The sequence below is a fragment of the Actinomycetota bacterium genome (genome assembly GCA_040754375.1).
In the GTDB taxonomy this organism is placed as follows: Bacteria; Actinomycetota; Acidimicrobiia; order Acidimicrobiales; family AC-14; genus JBFMCT01.
Genome location: JBFMCT010000024.1, coordinates 1 through 16,293, shown reverse-complemented (window position 1 = coordinate 16,293; position 16,293 = coordinate 1). Strand labels below are relative to the sequence as shown.

Annotated in this window: 12 protein-coding genes; 7 read left to right on the top strand and 5 right to left on the bottom strand. The window is 74.1% G+C overall.

The annotated features are described in order from the left end of the window. Positions 1 to 40 precede the first annotated feature (40 nt). The 3 genes from AB1673_11060 to AB1673_11050 all read left to right on the top strand — a co-directional run bounded on the left by AB1673_11060 (position 41) and on the right by AB1673_11050 (position 4,713). Positions 41 to 3,223 (top strand): AAA family ATPase, encoded by a 3,183-nt coding sequence (locus tag AB1673_11060; protein ID MEW6154510.1) that lies wholly within the window; start codon positions 41 to 43, stop codon positions 3,221 to 3,223. 44 nt (positions 3,224 to 3,267) lie between these two features. Then, positions 3,268 to 3,516, top strand: coding sequence for a hypothetical protein (locus AB1673_11055; protein MEW6154509.1), 249 nt, complete (start codon positions 3,268 to 3,270; stop codon positions 3,514 to 3,516). Between the two features lie 72 nt (positions 3,517 to 3,588). Then, on the top strand, positions 3,589 to 4,713 hold the full coding sequence (locus AB1673_11050; protein MEW6154508.1) for an FAD-dependent monooxygenase: 1,125 nt from the start codon (positions 3,589 to 3,591) through the stop codon (positions 4,711 to 4,713). Here the strand turns inward: AB1673_11050 and AB1673_11045 are convergent. From AB1673_11045 to AB1673_11030, 4 genes are read right to left on the bottom strand one after another with little or no spacing between them, the layout of a single operon-like run. Further along, positions 4,691 to 5,980: an MFS transporter gene (locus AB1673_11045; GenBank protein ID MEW6154507.1), complete on the bottom strand. Its 1,290-nt coding sequence runs from the start codon at positions 5,978 to 5,980 to the stop codon at positions 4,691 to 4,693. The genes AB1673_11050 and AB1673_11045 overlap by 23 nt on opposite strands. A gap of 2 nt (positions 5,981 to 5,982) precedes the next feature. Beyond that, positions 5,983 to 7,386 (bottom strand): rhodanese-like domain-containing protein, encoded by a 1,404-nt coding sequence (locus AB1673_11040; protein MEW6154506.1) that lies wholly within the window; start codon positions 7,384 to 7,386, stop codon positions 5,983 to 5,985. Continuing rightward, complete coding sequence (locus AB1673_11035; GenBank protein MEW6154505.1) at positions 7,383 to 8,057, bottom strand: metalloregulator ArsR/SmtB family transcription factor; 675 nt, start codon at positions 8,055 to 8,057, stop codon at positions 7,383 to 7,385. The genes AB1673_11040 and AB1673_11035 overlap by 4 nt, the downstream gene beginning before the upstream one ends. A gap of 53 nt (positions 8,058 to 8,110) precedes the next feature. Further along, a complete protein-coding gene (locus AB1673_11030; GenBank protein ID MEW6154504.1) occupies positions 8,111 to 8,401 on the bottom strand; it encodes a metal-sensitive transcriptional regulator in 291 nt (96 codons plus the stop codon). Between the two features lie 124 nt (positions 8,402 to 8,525). Between AB1673_11030 and AB1673_11025 the strand changes: the two genes are divergently transcribed. From AB1673_11025 to AB1673_11010, 4 genes are read left to right on the top strand one after another with little or no spacing between them, the layout of a single operon-like run. Next, positions 8,526 to 9,446, top strand: coding sequence for a hypothetical protein (locus tag AB1673_11025; protein ID MEW6154503.1), 921 nt, complete (start codon positions 8,526 to 8,528; stop codon positions 9,444 to 9,446). Between the two features lie 20 nt (positions 9,447 to 9,466). After that, positions 9,467 to 11,773 carry a heavy metal translocating P-type ATPase gene (locus AB1673_11020; protein MEW6154502.1) on the top strand — a complete coding sequence of 769 codons (2,307 nt, stop codon included), beginning with the start codon at positions 9,467 to 9,469 and terminating at the stop codon, positions 11,771 to 11,773. Then, positions 11,770 to 13,926 carry a heavy metal translocating P-type ATPase gene (locus tag AB1673_11015; protein MEW6154501.1) on the top strand — a complete coding sequence of 719 codons (2,157 nt, stop codon included), beginning with the start codon at positions 11,770 to 11,772 and terminating at the stop codon, positions 13,924 to 13,926. Before AB1673_11020 ends, AB1673_11015 begins: the two co-directional genes overlap by 4 nt. A 58-nt stretch (positions 13,927 to 13,984) precedes the next feature. Continuing rightward, positions 13,985 to 14,788: a TylF/MycF/NovP-related O-methyltransferase gene (locus AB1673_11010; GenBank protein MEW6154500.1), complete on the top strand. Its 804-nt coding sequence runs from the start codon at positions 13,985 to 13,987 to the stop codon at positions 14,786 to 14,788. Positions 14,789 to 14,798: 10 nt separating this feature from the next. Here AB1673_11010 and AB1673_11005 read toward each other — a convergent pair whose 3' ends face one another. Then, positions 14,799 to 16,160, bottom strand: coding sequence for a hemolysin family protein (locus tag AB1673_11005; GenBank protein MEW6154499.1), 1,362 nt, complete (start codon positions 16,158 to 16,160; stop codon positions 14,799 to 14,801). Positions 16,161 to 16,293 lie beyond the last annotated feature (133 nt).

The window sequence follows — 16,293 nt, the reverse complement described above, 5'->3', positions numbered from 1 at the left end:
CGGCCCCGTCCCACCGCGCCGTTGATGGGACAATGGCGGCGTGCGGGTGCCCGCTCACGACCACGAAGGGGTGGACGCGGCAACTACCCCGGCGCCGTCTGGTCGGGCCTCGACGGCCAGGGCCGACGCCGGTGTCGAGGTGCACCTGTTCGGCGAGCTCGACCTACGCCGGGGCGGGGCTCCCCTGCCCACGGTGGGCTCGCCCCGGGCCCGTTCGTTGATCGGCCTCGTCGTGCTCCACCGCTCGGGCCTGCCCCGCCCACGGCTGGCCTTCCTGCTGTGGCCCGACTCGACTGAGAGCCAAGCCCGGACCAACCTGCGCAAGCTGCTGCACCACCTGCGCCGGGACTGTCCCGAGGTGGCCGACCTGGTCGAGGTCACGGCCGGGTCCGTTCGCTGGAGGCGCGAGGTCGGCGCCTGGGTGGACGTTGAAGCGTTCGAGGCGGCTGTCTCGGAGGCTTCCACCGTGCCCGGCGATCCCGCGCCGGTGGCCGCGCTGCGCCGGGCCGCCGACATCTACACCGCTGAGCTGCTCGAGGGGTGTTACGACGAGTGGGTCGTCGAGGACCGCCAGCGGCTGGCGGACTGCTACGGCTCGGTCCTGCGCCGGTTGGCACCCGCCCTGGCCGAGCGGGGCGATCACGCCGATGCCGTCCGGTACGGGCGGGAGCTGCTGCGACGCGACCCCGTCCAGGAGGACGCTTACCGCCTTCTCATGCGGCTGCACGCCTCCGCCGGCGACCGGGCGGCGGCCGCCCGCGTGTACCACGAGTGCGTCTCGACCCTGCAACGCGAGCTCGGGGTGGGCCCGGGGCCCGAGACCGTGGCCCAGTACGAGGCTCTCATGCAGAGCACGGCGGCGCGGACCGAAGCCGGACCGGCGCCCGCGGCCGGTGCGCTTGCGCCCCAGCCCGGCCCGGCCGGACCGGCCCTGGTCGGGCGGGCCGCGGAGTGGGCCGAGCTGACCAGGCTGTGGGAGCAGGCCGAGGGGGGTCGGCCTTCGCTCGTCCTCGTGACGGGTGAGGCCGGGATCGGCAAGACCCGGATCGTCGAGGAACTGGGCGCCTGGTGCGGCCACCGAGGGGCGGTTGTGGCCTCCGGACGGGCTTACCCGACCGAAGGCGAGCTCGGCTACGGGGTGGCCATCGACTGGCTGCGGTGCGAGGTGGTCTACGACCAACTGGCGCGGGCCGGCCCCGCCGACCGGGCCGATCTCGGACGCCTGCTGCCCGAGCTCCACGCCGGCGGCCCAGCCGGAGGTACGGACGAGGCCGGCCGGGCCCGGCTGTTCGACGGGGTGGCGCGCGCCCTGGGTGCCATCCGGCGGCCGATCCTGCTGGTGGTCGACGACGCCCAATGGTGTGACGCCGCCAGCCTCCAACTGGCCCACTACCTGCTGCGCCGGCAGCCGTCGCTGCCTCTGCTGGTAGTGGCCACAGTGCGCCGAGAGGACCTCGACCCTGACCACCCGCTGGGCCGGCTGGCCGCCATGGACCGGATGGTCGAGGTGACATTGGGCCGCCTGTCGCCGGAGGAGGCAGCCCGGCTCGCCGACCAGCTGGTGCCGGGCGCCCTGGGCCGCGAAGGCGCCGGGGTGCTGCACGCCGACACCGAGGGGAACCCTCTGTTCATCGTCGAGGCGGTGCGGGCCGGGTGGCGAGGCGTTCCCGGCGAGCGGCCTCGGGTCACCCCCAAGGTCCAGGCCCTCATCGGTGCCCGCCTCCAGCGTCTCTCCCCGGCAGGCCAGCAGATGGTCGGCCTGGCGGCCACGGTCGGGCGAGAGTTCACCGGTGGGCTGCTGCGGGCCGCATCAGGGGCCGACGAGCAGACGCTGGTGGGCGCCCTCGACGAGCTGTGGCGCCGGGGGTTCGTCCGCGAGCAGGGCACCGAGGGCTACGACTTCAGCCACGGCCGCATTCGCGAGGTGGCCTACGAGGCCCTGAGCCCGGCCGTGCGGAGCCACAACCACATAGCGGTGGCCGAGGCCCTCCAGCTCGCCGACGCCCAGGGCCATGGCTCGGTCAGTGGGCAGGTGGCCGGCCACTACGACCGGGGCGGGCAGCCCCTGGCCGCGGTCACTTGGTACCGGCGGGCGGCCGGGCTGGCCCAGCGGCGCTACGCCGCCCCGGAAGCCGTCCGCCTCCTCGACCGCGCCCTCGAACTGGCGGCTGAGCTTCCGCCCGACCTGCGCCTGGAGCACGAGCAGCAGGTCCTCGACGCCCTGCCCGCCGCCCTGGTGGGTATCGAGGGCTTCTCGTCCGCCCGCCTGGCCGAGGTCCAGGACCGGGCGCTGGAGGTGGCCGCGGCCCGAGGCCGAGAGCCGGGGACGGCCCTGCTGCGCTCGCTGGTGATGTCGAGCCTGTGCCGGCGTTCGTTCGACGACGCCCGGGTAGCGGCCGCCCGCCTGGCCGAGTTGGCCGAGCGGGCGGGTGACCAGAGCCTGGCCGTGGAGGCCGACTACCTGCTGGGGATCACGGCCTTCTGGACGGGCCGGCTGACCGATGCCCGGGCCGGCTTCGAACGGGTGGTGGCCCGCTTCTCGGCCGACCGCCGCGACGAGCACCTCGTACGGTTCGGCCACGACCCGGCCATCGTGTGCCTGAGCCGCCTGGGCAACACGCTGTGGTTCCTCGGGGACGAGCAGGCTGCCCGTGCCGCCCGAGAGGAGTCGTTGGCCATGGCCCAGGCTCTGGGCCATCCCTACAGCGCGGGCGCCGCTTACGGCTTCGGCGCCCTTCTGGCCCTCGACCTAGGCGAGACGTCCAGGGTCGCCGAGCTGGTCGGGGCCATGGCCCGGCTGCCCGCGGGCTTGCCCAACGGCCGGCTACAGGCCGCGTTGGCGGCCTACCTCGACGTCGTCGCCGGGCACCCCACCGAGGGCACGGCCGGCGTGCGGGCGGTGATCGGCGAGTGCGGGCCAGTGGACGTGTCACCGGGGATGCTGGCCTGCCTGATGCGGGTCTCGGTCGCCGCCCACGTGGCCGCCGGTGACCCCAAGGCGGCTGTCGCGGCTGTCGACGAGGCCCTGGGGGCGGGGGGCTCTCGGCTGTGGGAAGCCGAGCTGTGGCGGGTGAGGGCGGAGCAGCTGGCCCGGGCCGGATCGCCACCGGCCGAGGTCACGGCCCAGCTCGACCGGGCGGCGTCGGTCGCCCGCGCCCGGGGTGCTGCCGGCTCCTTAGCCCGCCTGGAGGCCACCCGGTCGCGGGTCCTCGACCGGGCCTGATGCCCCCGCCGGGGGAACGGTCCGGGAACGGCCGGAGGCGCACCATGGCCGCCATGGAGGGGGAGGAGCGCCCGGAGCAGGCCAGCCTGTTCACCGTGCGGCTGTGGTCGCACCATGAAGGCGGGTTGGCCGAGCAACGGGGGACAGTGCGGTCCGTCGAGACCGGGGCGTACCGGAGCTTCCGCCACTGGGACGAGCTGGTGGCCTTTCTGGTTGCCCAGGCGAGCCGGGCCGCACCCACCCTCCACCGTGATGAGCCGACAGGGACAGGAGAGGACCATGGGCCGTTATGACGTGATCGTTGTCGGGGCGCGCTGTGGGGGTTCCCCCACGGCCATGCTGCTGGCCCGCAAGGGGGCCACCGGGTGCTGGTGGTGGACAAGGCGGCGTTCCCCAGCGACACCCTGTCGACCCACTTCGTCCACCAGCACGGGGCCGCCTGCCTGAAGCGGTGGGGCCTGCTCGAGACGGTCGCGGCCTCGGGTTGCCCTCCGGTGAGGGCCCAGACGCTCGACCTCGGGCCGATCATCCTGACCGGGGCCGCGCCCCCGGTGGACGGGGTCGCCGAGGCCTACTGCGTGCGCCGCACGGTGCTCGACAAGGTCCTGGTGGACGCGGCCGGTTGGGCCGGGGCCGAGGTGCGTGAGCGGTTCACCGTAGAGGAGGTGATTACCTCCGGTGGCCGGGTCACGGGCATGCGGGGCCGGGGGGCGGACGGCCAGCGCCACCACGACCAGGCCACGGTGGTGGTCGGAGCGGACGGGGCCAACTCGCTCGTGGCCCGGACGGTGGGCGCCCCCACCTACGACGAGCACCCGACGCTCACCTGTGCGTACTACAGCTACTGGAGCGGAGTGCCCGTCGAGCACGCCGAGCTGTACGCCCGCCCCCGGAACATGATCATCGCCGCGCCCACCAACGACGGCCAGGTCATGGTGATCGTCTACTGGCCCGCCTCGGAGCTCAAGCGGGTGCGCGGGGCCGTCGAGGCCAGCTTCCTGGCGGCCCTGGAACTGGTACCGAGCCTGGCTGGGCGCCTGGCCCAGGGCACCCGCACGGAGAGGATCAGGGGGACCGGCCGCCTTCCCAACTTCTTCCGCCGGCCCTACGGCGACGGCTGGGCCCTGGTCGGGGACGCCGGCTACCACAAGGACCCGGTCCTGGCCCTGGGCATCAGCGACGCCTTCCGGGACGCCGAGCTGCTAGCCGCCGCCCTCGACGACGGCCTGTCCGGCCGCCGGGACATGGGGGCGGCGCTCGCCGGTTACGAGCAGGCCCGTAACCAGGCGGCCCGCCAAGGCTACGAGAACACCGTGAACTTCGCCTCGTTCGCCCCGCCCCCGCCCGACTTCGAACCGCTGATGGTCGCTCTGGCCCAGGACCCGGAGGCCACGGGCCGCTTCTTCGGGACGGTCATCGGCACGCTGGCGGCCTCCGAGTTCTTCAACCCGGACAACCTGGGCCGGCTCATGAGCGGGGCGGGGCGATGAGGCCGGGAGTGGGATGGGTCTCGTACATGCGCACGGCTACGACCAGACCGGACAGGGCGGTGATCACCGCCACGACCCAGATGGCGGCTCGCACGTCGAAGGCGTCGGCCACCAGCCCGGCCACCAGGGCGCCCACCGCGAAACCGGCGTCGCGCCAGAAGCGGTAGACGCCGACCGCCGAAGCCCGCCACCGGGGGTCGGCCACGTCGCCGATGGCGGCCAGGAGCGTGGGGTAGACCATGGCCGTCCCCACGCCCAGCAGGGCCAGGGCGGCGGCCCACGGCCAGGGCCCGGTGGTCGAGGCCACCAGGGCGATGGCGGCTGCCTGGGCCGACATGCCGCCCACGATCAGGCCCTTTCGCCCTACCCGGTCGGACAGCACCCCGGTGGCGAGCTGGCCCACCCCCCACACGGCCGGGTAGACGGCGGCCAGCAGGCCGATGGACCGTACGGACAGGCCGGCGGCCGCGAAGTGAACGGGGAACACACCCCAGGCCAGGCCGTCGTTGAGGTTGTTCACCAGGCCGGCCTGGGACACCGACGACAGCGCCCGGTCGCGGACGGTGGTCAGCCAGAACACCTCGCGCGTGGACTTCGCGGCGGCCTTGGCCGCGGCCGGCCCGGCCCGTCCGGCCTCGTGGTGGGCGTGGTCGCGGGTCTCCCGCACGAACAGGGCCGAGAGCCCGAGGCCCACGGCCGCGTACGAGAGACCGAGCAGGAACGGGCCGGGCCGCAGGCCCCACTGGGCGGCGATGGCCCCGGTGGCCACGGCTGTCACGGCCACGGCCATGTAACCCGCCGCTTCGTTGAGGCCCATGGCCGTGCCCCGCTTCGCCGGCCCCGCGAGGTCGATCTTCATGATGACCGTGGTCGACCACGTGAGGCCCTGGTTGACGCCCAGCAGGACGTTGGCGAGCACCACCCAGGCCCACGACGGGGCCCAGATGATCAGCAGGGGTACCGGCAGGCCGACCAGCCAGCCGGCCACGAGGACGGGCTTGCGCCCGAGCCTGTCCGAGAGGGTGCCGGCCACCAGGTTGGTCACCGCCTTCACCGTCCCGAAGGCGGCGATGAAGGTCAGCGTGGCCGTGAAGGCGGTCAGCCCGAACTCGTCAGTGGCCAGCAGCGGCAGGACGGTGCGCTCCTGGCCGATCATGCCCCCGACCAGCCCGCTCACAGCCACCAGCAGGCTGAACTGGGCCAGGTTGGCCCGGATGCCGAGCCGAACCGGGGCGGGCACCGGCGCGGGTACCGGGGACTCGAGCAGGCTCACGGGGCCAAGGCCCGCCCGGTGGCCTCGGCCCAGCCCTCGGGCCCGCCGGCCAGGATGGCGGTGCCCCGGTGGCCGGCCCGCTCCAGCACGCTGGCGGCCGTGGCCGCCCTCTCGCCGTGCCCGCACATGACCACCGCGCCCTCGGCCCCGGCGCGGGCCGCCGTGGCTGCCCCCGCAAGCGAGCCGAGCTCGACGTGGCGGGCGCCGGGCACGTGCCCGGCCGCGAACTCGGCGTGCTGGCGTACGTCGATCACGGGCCGGCCCTCGATCTCCCCGGGGCTCACCAGCGCGCTGGAGCCCACGGGCAGGCCAGCCGCCTCCCAGGCCTCGACGGTGATCGTCCCGGCCAGGTTCTCGTAGCCGACGTTGAGGCACTGGCGGACGAGCTCGCGCTCGTCGGTGTGGTCGTCGGTGACGAACACCAGGGGGGCCGACGGGTCGGCCACCAGCCAGCCCGTCCACGACCCGAACTGGGGCCGCAGGGCGTTGGCCAGCGAGCCGGCGACGTGGCGCCGGGCGTAGTCGGCCACCGGGCGGACGTCGATGATCGCCGCCCCCTGGCCGGCCAGCCGCTCGACCTCACCGGCCGTCATGGCCCGCAGCGGGGGAAGGTCGCCGTACACCCGGGGGCCCCGGCGGTTGACCTCCCGCAGACGCAGGAAGTACGGCGGGTAGGAGCCCAGGGCGCCGACGGCCAGGCGGACGAACTCGTCCTCGTCCCGGGCGGCCAGGAGAGGGTTGGAGCGCCGTTCGGCCCCCACCGTCGTCCATCGCTGGGGCGATCCCGCAGCCGAGCAGAACGAGCCCGAGCCGTGGGTCGGGAAGACGGCGACGTCGTCGGGCAGGGCCAGAAGTTGGTGGTTGATCGAAGCCCACAGGGAACGGGCCAGTTCGTCGGTTCGGGCCGGGTCGATGAGGTCCGTACGGGCCACCCCGCCAACGAGCAACGACCCCCCCGAGAAGGCGGCTCGGGGCCGGCCCGCGCGGTCCACCAGCAGGTAGGCCATGTGCTCTGGGGTGTGGCCGGGAGTGGCCAGGGCCCGCAGCCGCCAGCGCCCGACCGGGACCTCGTCGCCCCCGGCCACGGCCACGTGAGGCCAGGCCACGGCCCCCAGGGCGGGGGCGACCACCGACGCCCCGAGGGCGGCCAGCTCACGGCTGCCGGTCACGAAGTCGGCGTGAAGGTGGGTTTCCAGGGCGAGCGAGAGGGGCACCCCGAGAGCGGTCGCGGCCGCCACGTAGGGACTGGGGTCGCGCTCTGGGTCGACGACCACCGCCCGGCCGTCGAGGGCCAGCACCCACGCCGTGTTGCCGAGGCCTTCGTCGGTCACGGCCACCGCCCGGAGGTCCCCCGGCACTTCGGTGACGACGAAAGCCGAGGCCCGCGGAGAGGGGCTCACCGCTCGCTCCCCACGGCCACCGGCAGGCCTGCCCGCCGCCACTCGGGGAAGCCGTCCTCGAGGCGGGCGGCGTCGCGGCCCCGCTGGCGCAACTGGCGTACGGCCTCGTCGGCGTAGGCGCAGAACGGCCCTCGGCAGTAAGCGACCACCTGGCTGTCGGCCGGGACGTCGCCCAGGCGGGCTCCCACCTCCTCAGGGGGCACCGGGTGGGCACCGGGCACGTGGCCGGCCTCGTACTCGGGAAGTGGGCGCACGTCCCACACGACCAGGGCAGGGGCGGCGCCGGCCAGCCGGGAGGCCAACTCGGCCCGGGTCACCCTGGGCAGGGGACCGGTGGGGCCGAGGTAGTCGGCGGCCAGCCGGTCGAGCCCGGCCACGTGGCCGGTGGCTACCGAGCGGACGGCGGCCCACAGCTCCTCCACGGCCCCGCTGGCCAGCCGGTACACGACCCGGTTGCCGGCTCGGCTGGAGGCGACCAGGCCGGCCCGGGCGAGGACGTGCAGGTGCTGGCTGGTGTTGGCCAGCGACTGGCCGATCTCGGCGGCCAGCGCCTCGACCGAGCGCGGCCCCTGGGCGAGCACGTCGACCAGCTCGGCCCGGCGGCCGCTGGAGAGGGCCTTGGCCACCGATGCCAAGGCGTCGTAGAGGGCGGACTTCGCGGGGCTGGCCATGCCCCGCACTCTACGCCCAGTAGATCAAGCGATCAAAAGAGTTCTTGAGTACTCTACCGCTGCAGGATCCGGCCCACGGCACCCATCAGCTCCCGGACCTTCTCGTCGGGGTCGGCCGGGCCGCCGTGCCCGCCCACCAGGCAGTGGCGGGCGTGGCCGTCGAGCAGGCCGAGGGCGACCTTGTCGAGAGCGGCCTGCACGGCCGCGATCTGGGTGAGGACGTCGATGCAGTAGCGGTCGTCCTCGACCATGCGGGCCACGCCCCTGACTTGGCCCTCGATGCGGGCCAGCCGGTCGCGCAGCTGGTCCTTGGTCGCCGTGTAGCCCCGTTCGGTGGCGGCCATCGCTCTCCTCTCGGTCTGGTGCCGGTTCCTGTCACTATACCCCTAGGGGGTACTTGACAAGTATACCCCCGGGGGGTACAAATGGAGTGTCCTGCCGAAGCCGGTGGAAGGAGTTGCGGTGACCATGACCACGACAGCATCGAGAGCGCAGGGTTGGCGGCTGGGAGCACCCGGCAGGCTGGCTGCCTTCGGGGCCGGCCTGCTGGCCGTGTTCACGGCCAGCTACGGGGCGGGCCTGGCGCTGCGGCCCTCGGCCCCGCCGGCCGAGCCCAGTGGCGGTGGGACGGGCGGCCTGAGCGCTACCGGGGACGGCTACTCGTTCGTCCCCGACGTGGACGCCCTGGCCCCCGGGGCCGGGCCCGACTTCACGTTCCGCATCCTGGGCCCCGACGGGCGGCCGGTCACGGCCTACCGCACCCAGCACGAGCGCGACCTGCACCTGATCGTGGCCAGCGCCGACCTGGGGTGGTTCGCCCACGTCCACCCGGCGATCGACAGCGACGGGCGGTGGTCGGTGCCCCTCGCCTTGCCGGCACCGGGGACCTACCGGGCCTTCGCCGACTTCGCGGTGGCCGGCGGCCCGGCGCTCACGCTCGGGGTCGAGCTGACCGCTCCCGGCTCGCCCGCATCCCGGCCCCTGCCCGCCCCTTCGGTGGTCGACCGGGTCGACGGCTACGAGGTGGTCCTGCTGGCCTCTGTGGCTGGCCCGGGCGAGCAAGAGGTCGTTCTGCGGGTCGCCCGCGACGGGCGGCCGGTGACCGACCTCGACCCCTACCTCGGGGCCTACGGCCACCTGGTCGCCCTGCGGGCCGGCGACCTGGCGTACTCCCACGTCCACCCCGAAGACCATGCCGGAGAAGGCGGGGCCGGTCCCGAGGTCGCCTTCGTGGCCGACCTCCCCACGGCCGGCGACTACCGGTTGTTCTTCGACTTCAGCCACCATGGGACGGTACGCACGGCGTCGTTTACGGTGACCGTCCCGGCGGTGGCGACCGGCGGCCCGGTCACCACGACGGCCCCCGTGGGCCACGGGCACGCGCGATGACCGGCCCGGAGGAGACGACCATGAGCACGGCCGAACTAGGCGCTTCCCCCTCAGCCGAGACGGGGCGCGTCGAGCTGACCATAGGAGGCATGACGTGCGCGTCGTGCGCCGCACGGATCGAGAAGCGGCTCAACCGCATGGAGGGCGTGACGGCCTCGGTCAACTACGCCACCGAGCAGGCACAGGTCACGTTCGCGGGTGAGGTCACCGCTGACCGGTTGGTCTCGGAGGTGGAGGCCGCCGGCTACACGGCGGCGGTCGTGCCCGCCGTGGCCGAGGCGGTGCCAGAAGGGCCGGGCGAAGCCGGGGACGGGGCGGGCGGGGCACCCGACCCCACCGACGCACTGCGCAACCGGTTCGTCCTCTCGGCCGTGCTCTCGGTGCCGGTCGTGGTCATGGCCATGGTGCCGGCCCTGCAGTTCACCTACTGGCAGTGGCTGTCGCTCACGCTGGCCGCGCCGGTGGTCGCCTGGGGCGGCTTCCCGTTCCACCGAGCGGCGTGGCTCAACCTGCGCCACGGGACGGCCACCATGGACACGCTGATCTCGGTCGGGACGCTGGCCGCCCTGGGGTGGTCGCTCTACGCCCTGTTCCTGGGCGAGGCGGGCGAACCGGGCATGAAGATGGCCTTCGAGCTCGCCGTCTCCCGCAGCTCGGGCACCCACGAGATCTACCTCGAGGTGGCCACCGCGGTCACCGTGTTCATCCTCGCCGGCCGCTGGTTCGAGTCCCGGGCCAAGCGCCGGTCGGGGGCCGCCCTGCGGGCCCTGCTCGAGCTGGGCGCCAAGGACGTGGCCGTGCTCCGTGACGGGGTCGAGCGCCGGGTCCCGGTGGGAGAGCTGGCCGTGGGCGACCGCTTCGTGGTCCGCCCCGGCGAGAAGGTGGCCACCGACGGGGAGGTCGAGGAGGGCCGCTCGGCCATCGACGCCTCCCTGCTGACGGGCGAGAGCCTGCCCGTCGAGGTCGGCCCCGGGGACCCGGTGACCGGTGCCACGGTCAACGCCGGGGGGCGGCTGGTGGTGCGGGCCACCAGGGTCGGGGCCGGTACCCAGCTGGCCCAGATGGCCCGGCTCGTCCGTGACGCCCAGAGCGGCAAGGCCCCCGTCCAGCGCCTGGCCGACCGGGTGGCGGGGGTGTTCGTCCCGGTGGTCATCGTGCTGGCCGTGGGCACCTTGGGGTATTGGCTGGGCCGTGACGAGGGGACGGCCATGGCCTTCAGCGCGGCCGTCGCCGTGCTGATCATCGCCTGCCCGTGCGCCTTGGGACTGGCCACGCCCACGGCCCTGCTGGTGGGCACGGGCCGGGGTGCCCAGCTCGGCATCCTCATCAAGGGGCCCGAGGTCCTGGAGTCGACCCGCCGGGCCGACACCGTGGTGCTCGACAAGACGGGCACGGTGACCACCGGCCAGATGGCCTTGGTGTCGGTGCTCGCTGTCGCGGGCACGTCCGAGGACGAGGTGCTGGCCATGGCCGGGGCCGTGGAGGACGCCTCCGAGCACCCCATCGCCCGGGCCATCGCCGAGGGTGCCCGCGCCCGCTTGGGCGGGGCCCTGCCGGCTGTCGAGTCGTTCTCCAGCACCGGGGGCCTCGGTGTGCAGGGCGTCGTGGACGGCCGTGACGTGGTGGTCGGGCGGGAGCGGTTCCTGGCCGACTGGGGCCTGCGGGCCACCGAGGAGCTGGTGGCCGCCAAGGTCGAGGCCGAGTCCGAAGGTCGCACCCCCGTGCTCGTGGGTTGGGACGGCGAGGTCCGGGGTGCAGTGGTGGTGGCCGACACGGTCAAGCCGACCTCGGCCGAGGCCGTCGCCATGCTGCGGGCCCTGGGGCTGCGGCCCGTCCTGCTGACCGGCGACAACCAGGCGGCGGCCCGGGCCGTGGCCGCCCAGGTGGGCATCGACGAGGTCATCGCCGAGGTCCTCCCCGAGCAGAAGCTGGACGCCGTCCGCCGCCTCCAGTCCGAGGGCCGGGTGGTGGCCATGGTCGGCGACGGGGTCAACGACGCCGCCGCCCTGGCCCAGGCCGACCTCGGCCTGGCCATGGGCTCGGGGACCGACGTGGCCATCGAGGCCAGTGACCTCACGCTCGTGCGCTCGGACCTGCGGGCTGCGGCTGACGCCGTGCGCCTGTCGCGCCGCACCCTGCGGACCATCAAGGGCAACCTCTTCTGGGCCTTCGCCTACAACGTGGCCGCCATCCCGCTGGCTGCTGCGGGGATGCTCAACCCCATGATCGCGGGGGCGGCCATGGCCTTCTCCAGCGTGTTCGTGGTGTCCAACAGCCTGCGGCTGCGGACGTTCCGGGCCGCCTCATCGGCCCGACCGGGCCGATGAGCCCCGGCCGGCCTGCGGTGGCCCACGGCGATCACGACGATCACGACGATCACGGCGATCACGACGGTCACGCCGACGGCCACAGTGGCCGTCGGCACCCCGGCGGCCACGGCGGGGAGGGCGGGCACGGAGGGGACGAGGCGGCGGCGGGCACCCGGGAAGGGCACGGCGCCCACGGGGGGCACGGTGGCGGTCACGGGGATCACGCAGGGATGTTCCGGCGCAAGTTCTGGCTGAGCCTTGTCCTGACCGTCCCGGTGGTGCTCTACAGCCACATGCTGATGGTGCTGACCGGCTGGAGCCCCCCCGGCTTCCCCGGCGACCACTGGGTGGCGCCTGTCCTGGGCACCGCCGTGCTGCTCTACGGCGGGCGGGTGTTCCTCACCGCCGGCTGGGGCGAGGCCCGGGCCCGGCGCCCGGGGATGATGCTGCTGATCTCGATGGGCCTGCTGGTCGCCTTCGGGGCATCGGTGGCCACCACCGCCGGATGGCTCGAGGCCGACCTGTGGCCCGAGCTGGCGACCCTGGTGACGATCATGCTGCTGGGCCACTGGCTGGAGATGCGGGCCCTGGGCCAAGCCAAGGGGGCGCTGGCCGCCCTCGCCACTCTGCTGCCCGACGAAGCCGAGCGGGTGACAGCGTCGGGCACCGAGCTCGTCGCCGTCTCCGAGCTGGCCCCCGGTGACGTGGTGCTGGTGCGCCCCGGCGGCCGGGTGCCGGCCGACGGGGTGGTGGTCGAGGGTGAAGCCGAGCTGGACGAGTCGATGATCACCGGCGAGTCGCGGCCGGTGGCCCGGTCGGCAGGCGAGCGGGTCGTGGCCGGTTCGGTGGTGAGCGGCTCGTCGGTCAGGGCCCGGGTCGACGCCGTCGGGGAGGACACCGCCCTGGCCGGCATCGGCCGGCTGGTGGCCGCAGCCGAGGCCTCCAAGTCGCGGGCCCAGGCCCTGGCCGACCGGGCCGCGGCCCTGTTGTTCTACGTGGCCGTGGTCTCGGGGACCATCACGTTCGGGGTGTGGGCCGGCCTGGGCCGGACCGACTACGCCTTCCTGCGCACGGTGACCGTCCTGGTCATCGCCTGCCCCCACGCCTTGGGCCTCGCCATCCCCCTGGTGGTGAGCCTGTCGACCTCGATCTCGGCCCGGGCCGGGATCCTCGTCAAGGACAGGATGGCCTTGGAGCGCATGCGCACCGTCGACACGGTCTTGTTCGACAAGACGGGCACGCTCACCCTGGCCAACCACGCGGTGACCGGCACGGCCTCCGCGGCCATGAGCGACCAGGACCTGCTGGGCCTGGCCGCGGCCGTCGAGTCCGACTCCGAGCACCCGCTGGCCCGGGCCATCGTGGCCGCCGCCGAAGAGGCGGGCGCCGGGCGCCTGGCGGCCTCGGGGTTCCGTTCGATGGCCGGGCGGGGGGTGGAGGCGGTCATCGACGGGTCGGCCGTGGCCGTCGGGGGGCCTGCCCTGCTGCGCCACAAAGGCCTTGAACTCCCGCCGCAGCTGGCCGGGGAGGTCGAGGCCTGGACGAGCCGGGGTGCCGCGGTCCTCTACGTGGTCCGCGACGGCACGGTGGTGGGCGCCTTGGCCCTGGAGGACCAGGTCCGCCCCGAGTCCCGCCAGGCCGTTGACCAGCTCCACGCGCTCGGCACGAGGGTGGTCATGGTCACCGGGGATGCCCGGCAAGTGGCCGACGCCGTGGCCGCCGAGTTGGGCATCGACGAGGTCTTCGCCGAGGTCCTGCCCGAGGAGAAGGACTCCATCGTGGCCGAGCTCCAGGGGCGGGGCGAGCGGGTGGCCATGGTGGGTGACGGGGTGAACGACGCGCCCGCTCTGGCCCGGGCCGACGTTGGCATCGCCATCGGGGCCGGTACCGACGTGGCCATCGAGTCGGCCGGGGTCGTGCTGGCGTCCTCGGACCCCCGCTCGGTCGTCGGGGTGGTTCGGCTGTCGAGAGCGAGCTACCGGAAGATGGTGCAGAACCTGGTGTGGGGGGCTGGCTACAACCTGTTCGCCATCCCGCTGGCCGCCGGGGCATTGGCGTTCGCCGGTTTCACGCTCTCGCCCGCGGTGGGCGCAGTTCTCATGAGCGCATCGACGGTCGCGGTGGCCCTCAATGCCCAGCTCCTGCGGCGCCTCGACCTCAGCCCGGGCTGATCCCCCCTCGAACGCCCACGGCTAGCCTCGTGGGGGAACCAACCCGGAGCGGCCCAACGTGAAGCAGATTGCCCCCCCTCGGATCCGCCGGAGCGTGCAGCGCTTCGCCCGTGAGCGGCTGGGCATCGAGGTCCGCCGGGCCAGGAAGGCGCCGGCGCCGCCCGCCGCCGTGCGCCTGACCAAGAGCTCGGTGCTGTTCGAGGCCGACGAGCAGTTCCAGTCCATCTACGCCGAGGCCGTGCGGCGGTCCAGGGGCGAAGGCGCCAACTCGGCGCCCCGGCTCTACAACCTCGTCCAGGCACTGGCCTACACAGGCGGCGTGGACGGGCTGGTGGCCGAGTGCGGCGTCTACCGGGGGCTCTCGGCCTACGTCATTTGCCGCTACCTCCAGATCGAGGACCCGTCGTTCACGGGCGAGGGCTTCCACGTGTTCGACTCCTTCGAGGGCCTGAGCGAGCCGTCCACCCCCGACCGGGTCGACGACCCGACCATCCCGGTGGCCGGGGTGCCCCGCCAGGCGGGCCTGTTCCGCGGCTCGCTGGACGAGGTCCGCGCCACCCTCGGTGACTTCCCGGCCGTGACCTACCACCAGGGGTGGATCCCCGGAGTCTTCGAAGGGGCTGACCCTGGCCCCTACCGGCTGGTCCACGTCGACGTCGACCTCCACGACCCCACCCGGGACTCGCTGGCCTGGGCGCACCCCCGGCTGGCGGCCGGTGGGCTGGTGGTGTGCGACGACTACGGCTTCATCCGGTGGCCGGGGGCACGCACGGCCGTCGACGAGTTCTGCGAAGCCCGCGGGCTACGCCCGCTGGCGCTGTCCACGGCCCAGGCCATGATCTTCGGCCCTGGCCGGGCGTAAGCGGCGCCCCTCAGCGGTCGGCGGCGGGGTGGCGCCCGGGGCGCCCTTCGTGGCCGTCGTGGCCGTCATGGCCGTCATGGCCGGAGTCGATCTGCACGGCCACCTCGGTCACCGCGAAATTGTCCATCGACCGCACTGTCAGGCGTAGGCCGGGCGCGCGGGCCGAGTCACCGACCGACGGGATCCGGTCAAGGGTGGCGATCACGTAGCCCGCCACCGTGTCCCAGTCCCCCTCGGGAAGCTGCAGCCCGGTCACATCGGCCAGTTCCTCGGGCCGGACGGTGCCGGCCACCAGCCACTGTCCGTCCCCGGTGCGCCTGATCCGGTGGCCCGGCCGGTCGGACTCGTCCTCGAAGTCGCCGATGATCTCCTCGATGATGTCCTCGAGGGTGACGATCCCCGACACCACGCCGAGCTCGTCGACCACCACTGCGAAGTGGCGGTGGATGCGCCGCATATCGGCCAGGAGGTCGTCGAGGGCGTGCATCTCGTGGGTCGCCAGGACGGGCTGGGCCAGGTCCCGGGCCCGAGCGGTCGAGCGTTGCGGTTCGTCGAGCACGATGGCGTCGCGCACGTGGAGCACCCCGATGGCGTGGTCGACGTCGCCCTCGCACACCAGCAGCCGGCTCAGGCCCGCTTCGGCGGCCGTCCTCTCGACCTCGTCGACGGTGGCGTCCGCTCCCACCGACACCACGTTCCACCGGGGTGTCATAGCGGCCTGGGCCTCTCGTTCGGACAGGCGCAGTGTGCGGGACAGCAGCAGGGCGTGGGCGTCGCCCAGGGTGCCCTCGTTGCCCGACTCCTCCAGCAGCAGGTTGAGGTCGGCGGGGGAGTGGGCCATGGCCCGCTCGTCCTGGGGGGTAACCCCGAGCATGCGGACCACCACGTTGGCCGACGCGTTCAGGAAGCGGATGAACGGCCGGAAAACGAGCACGTAGGCCCGGAAGAAGGGGGCCAAAGCCAGGGCCGAGCGCTCGGGATGGGAGATCGCCCAGGACTTGGGCGCCATCTCGCCCACCACCATGTGCAGGAACACGACGATCGACAGGGCTATGGCGAAGGCGATCGTGTGGAGGGCGGCGGCCGGCACCCCGAGGGGCTCGAGCGCGCCCTCGAGCAGGTGGGCCACGGCCGGCTCGGCCACCGCCCCGAGCCCCAGCGACGCCATGGTGATGCCCAGTTGGGCACCGGCCAGCATCAGCGAGAGCTCGCGCAAACCGGCCGACGCCGAACGGGCACGCCGGCTGCCCTCGGCCGCCAGTTGCTCGATCCTCGACCGCCGGGCGGCCAGCAGGGCGAACTCGGCGGCCACGAAGAAGCCGTTGGCCGCAAGCAGCACGAGGCCGAGCAGCAGGGCCGAGCCGGTGCTCACGGACGGTCCCCGCGCACGGTGCCCTCGCCCTGCTCGCCCTCGGCCTTGTCGCCCTGCTCGGCACCGGCCTCGCCCGGCCCGGCCTCGCCTTCGGCACCGGCCTCGCCTTCGGCACCGGCCTCGCCTTCGGCAC

Coding starts and splice junctions, on each gene's coding strand:
- AB1673_11055 (MEW6154509.1), top strand. CDS start 3,268: ATGGCCGCCATGGAGGGGGAGGAGCGCCCGGAGCAGGCCAGCCTGTTC.
- AB1673_11035 (MEW6154505.1), bottom strand. CDS start 8,057: ATGGCCAGCCCCGCGAAGTCCGCCCTCTACGACGCCTTGGCATCGGTG.
- AB1673_11030 (MEW6154504.1), bottom strand. CDS start 8,401: ATGGCCGCCACCGAACGGGGCTACACGGCGACCAAGGACCAGCTGCGC.
- AB1673_11025 (MEW6154503.1), top strand. CDS start 8,526: ATGACCACGACAGCATCGAGAGCGCAGGGTTGGCGGCTGGGAGCACCC.
- AB1673_11020 (MEW6154502.1), top strand. CDS start 9,467: ATGAGCACGGCCGAACTAGGCGCTTCCCCCTCAGCCGAGACGGGGCGC.
- AB1673_11015 (MEW6154501.1), top strand. CDS start 11,770: ATGAGCCCCGGCCGGCCTGCGGTGGCCCACGGCGATCACGACGATCAC.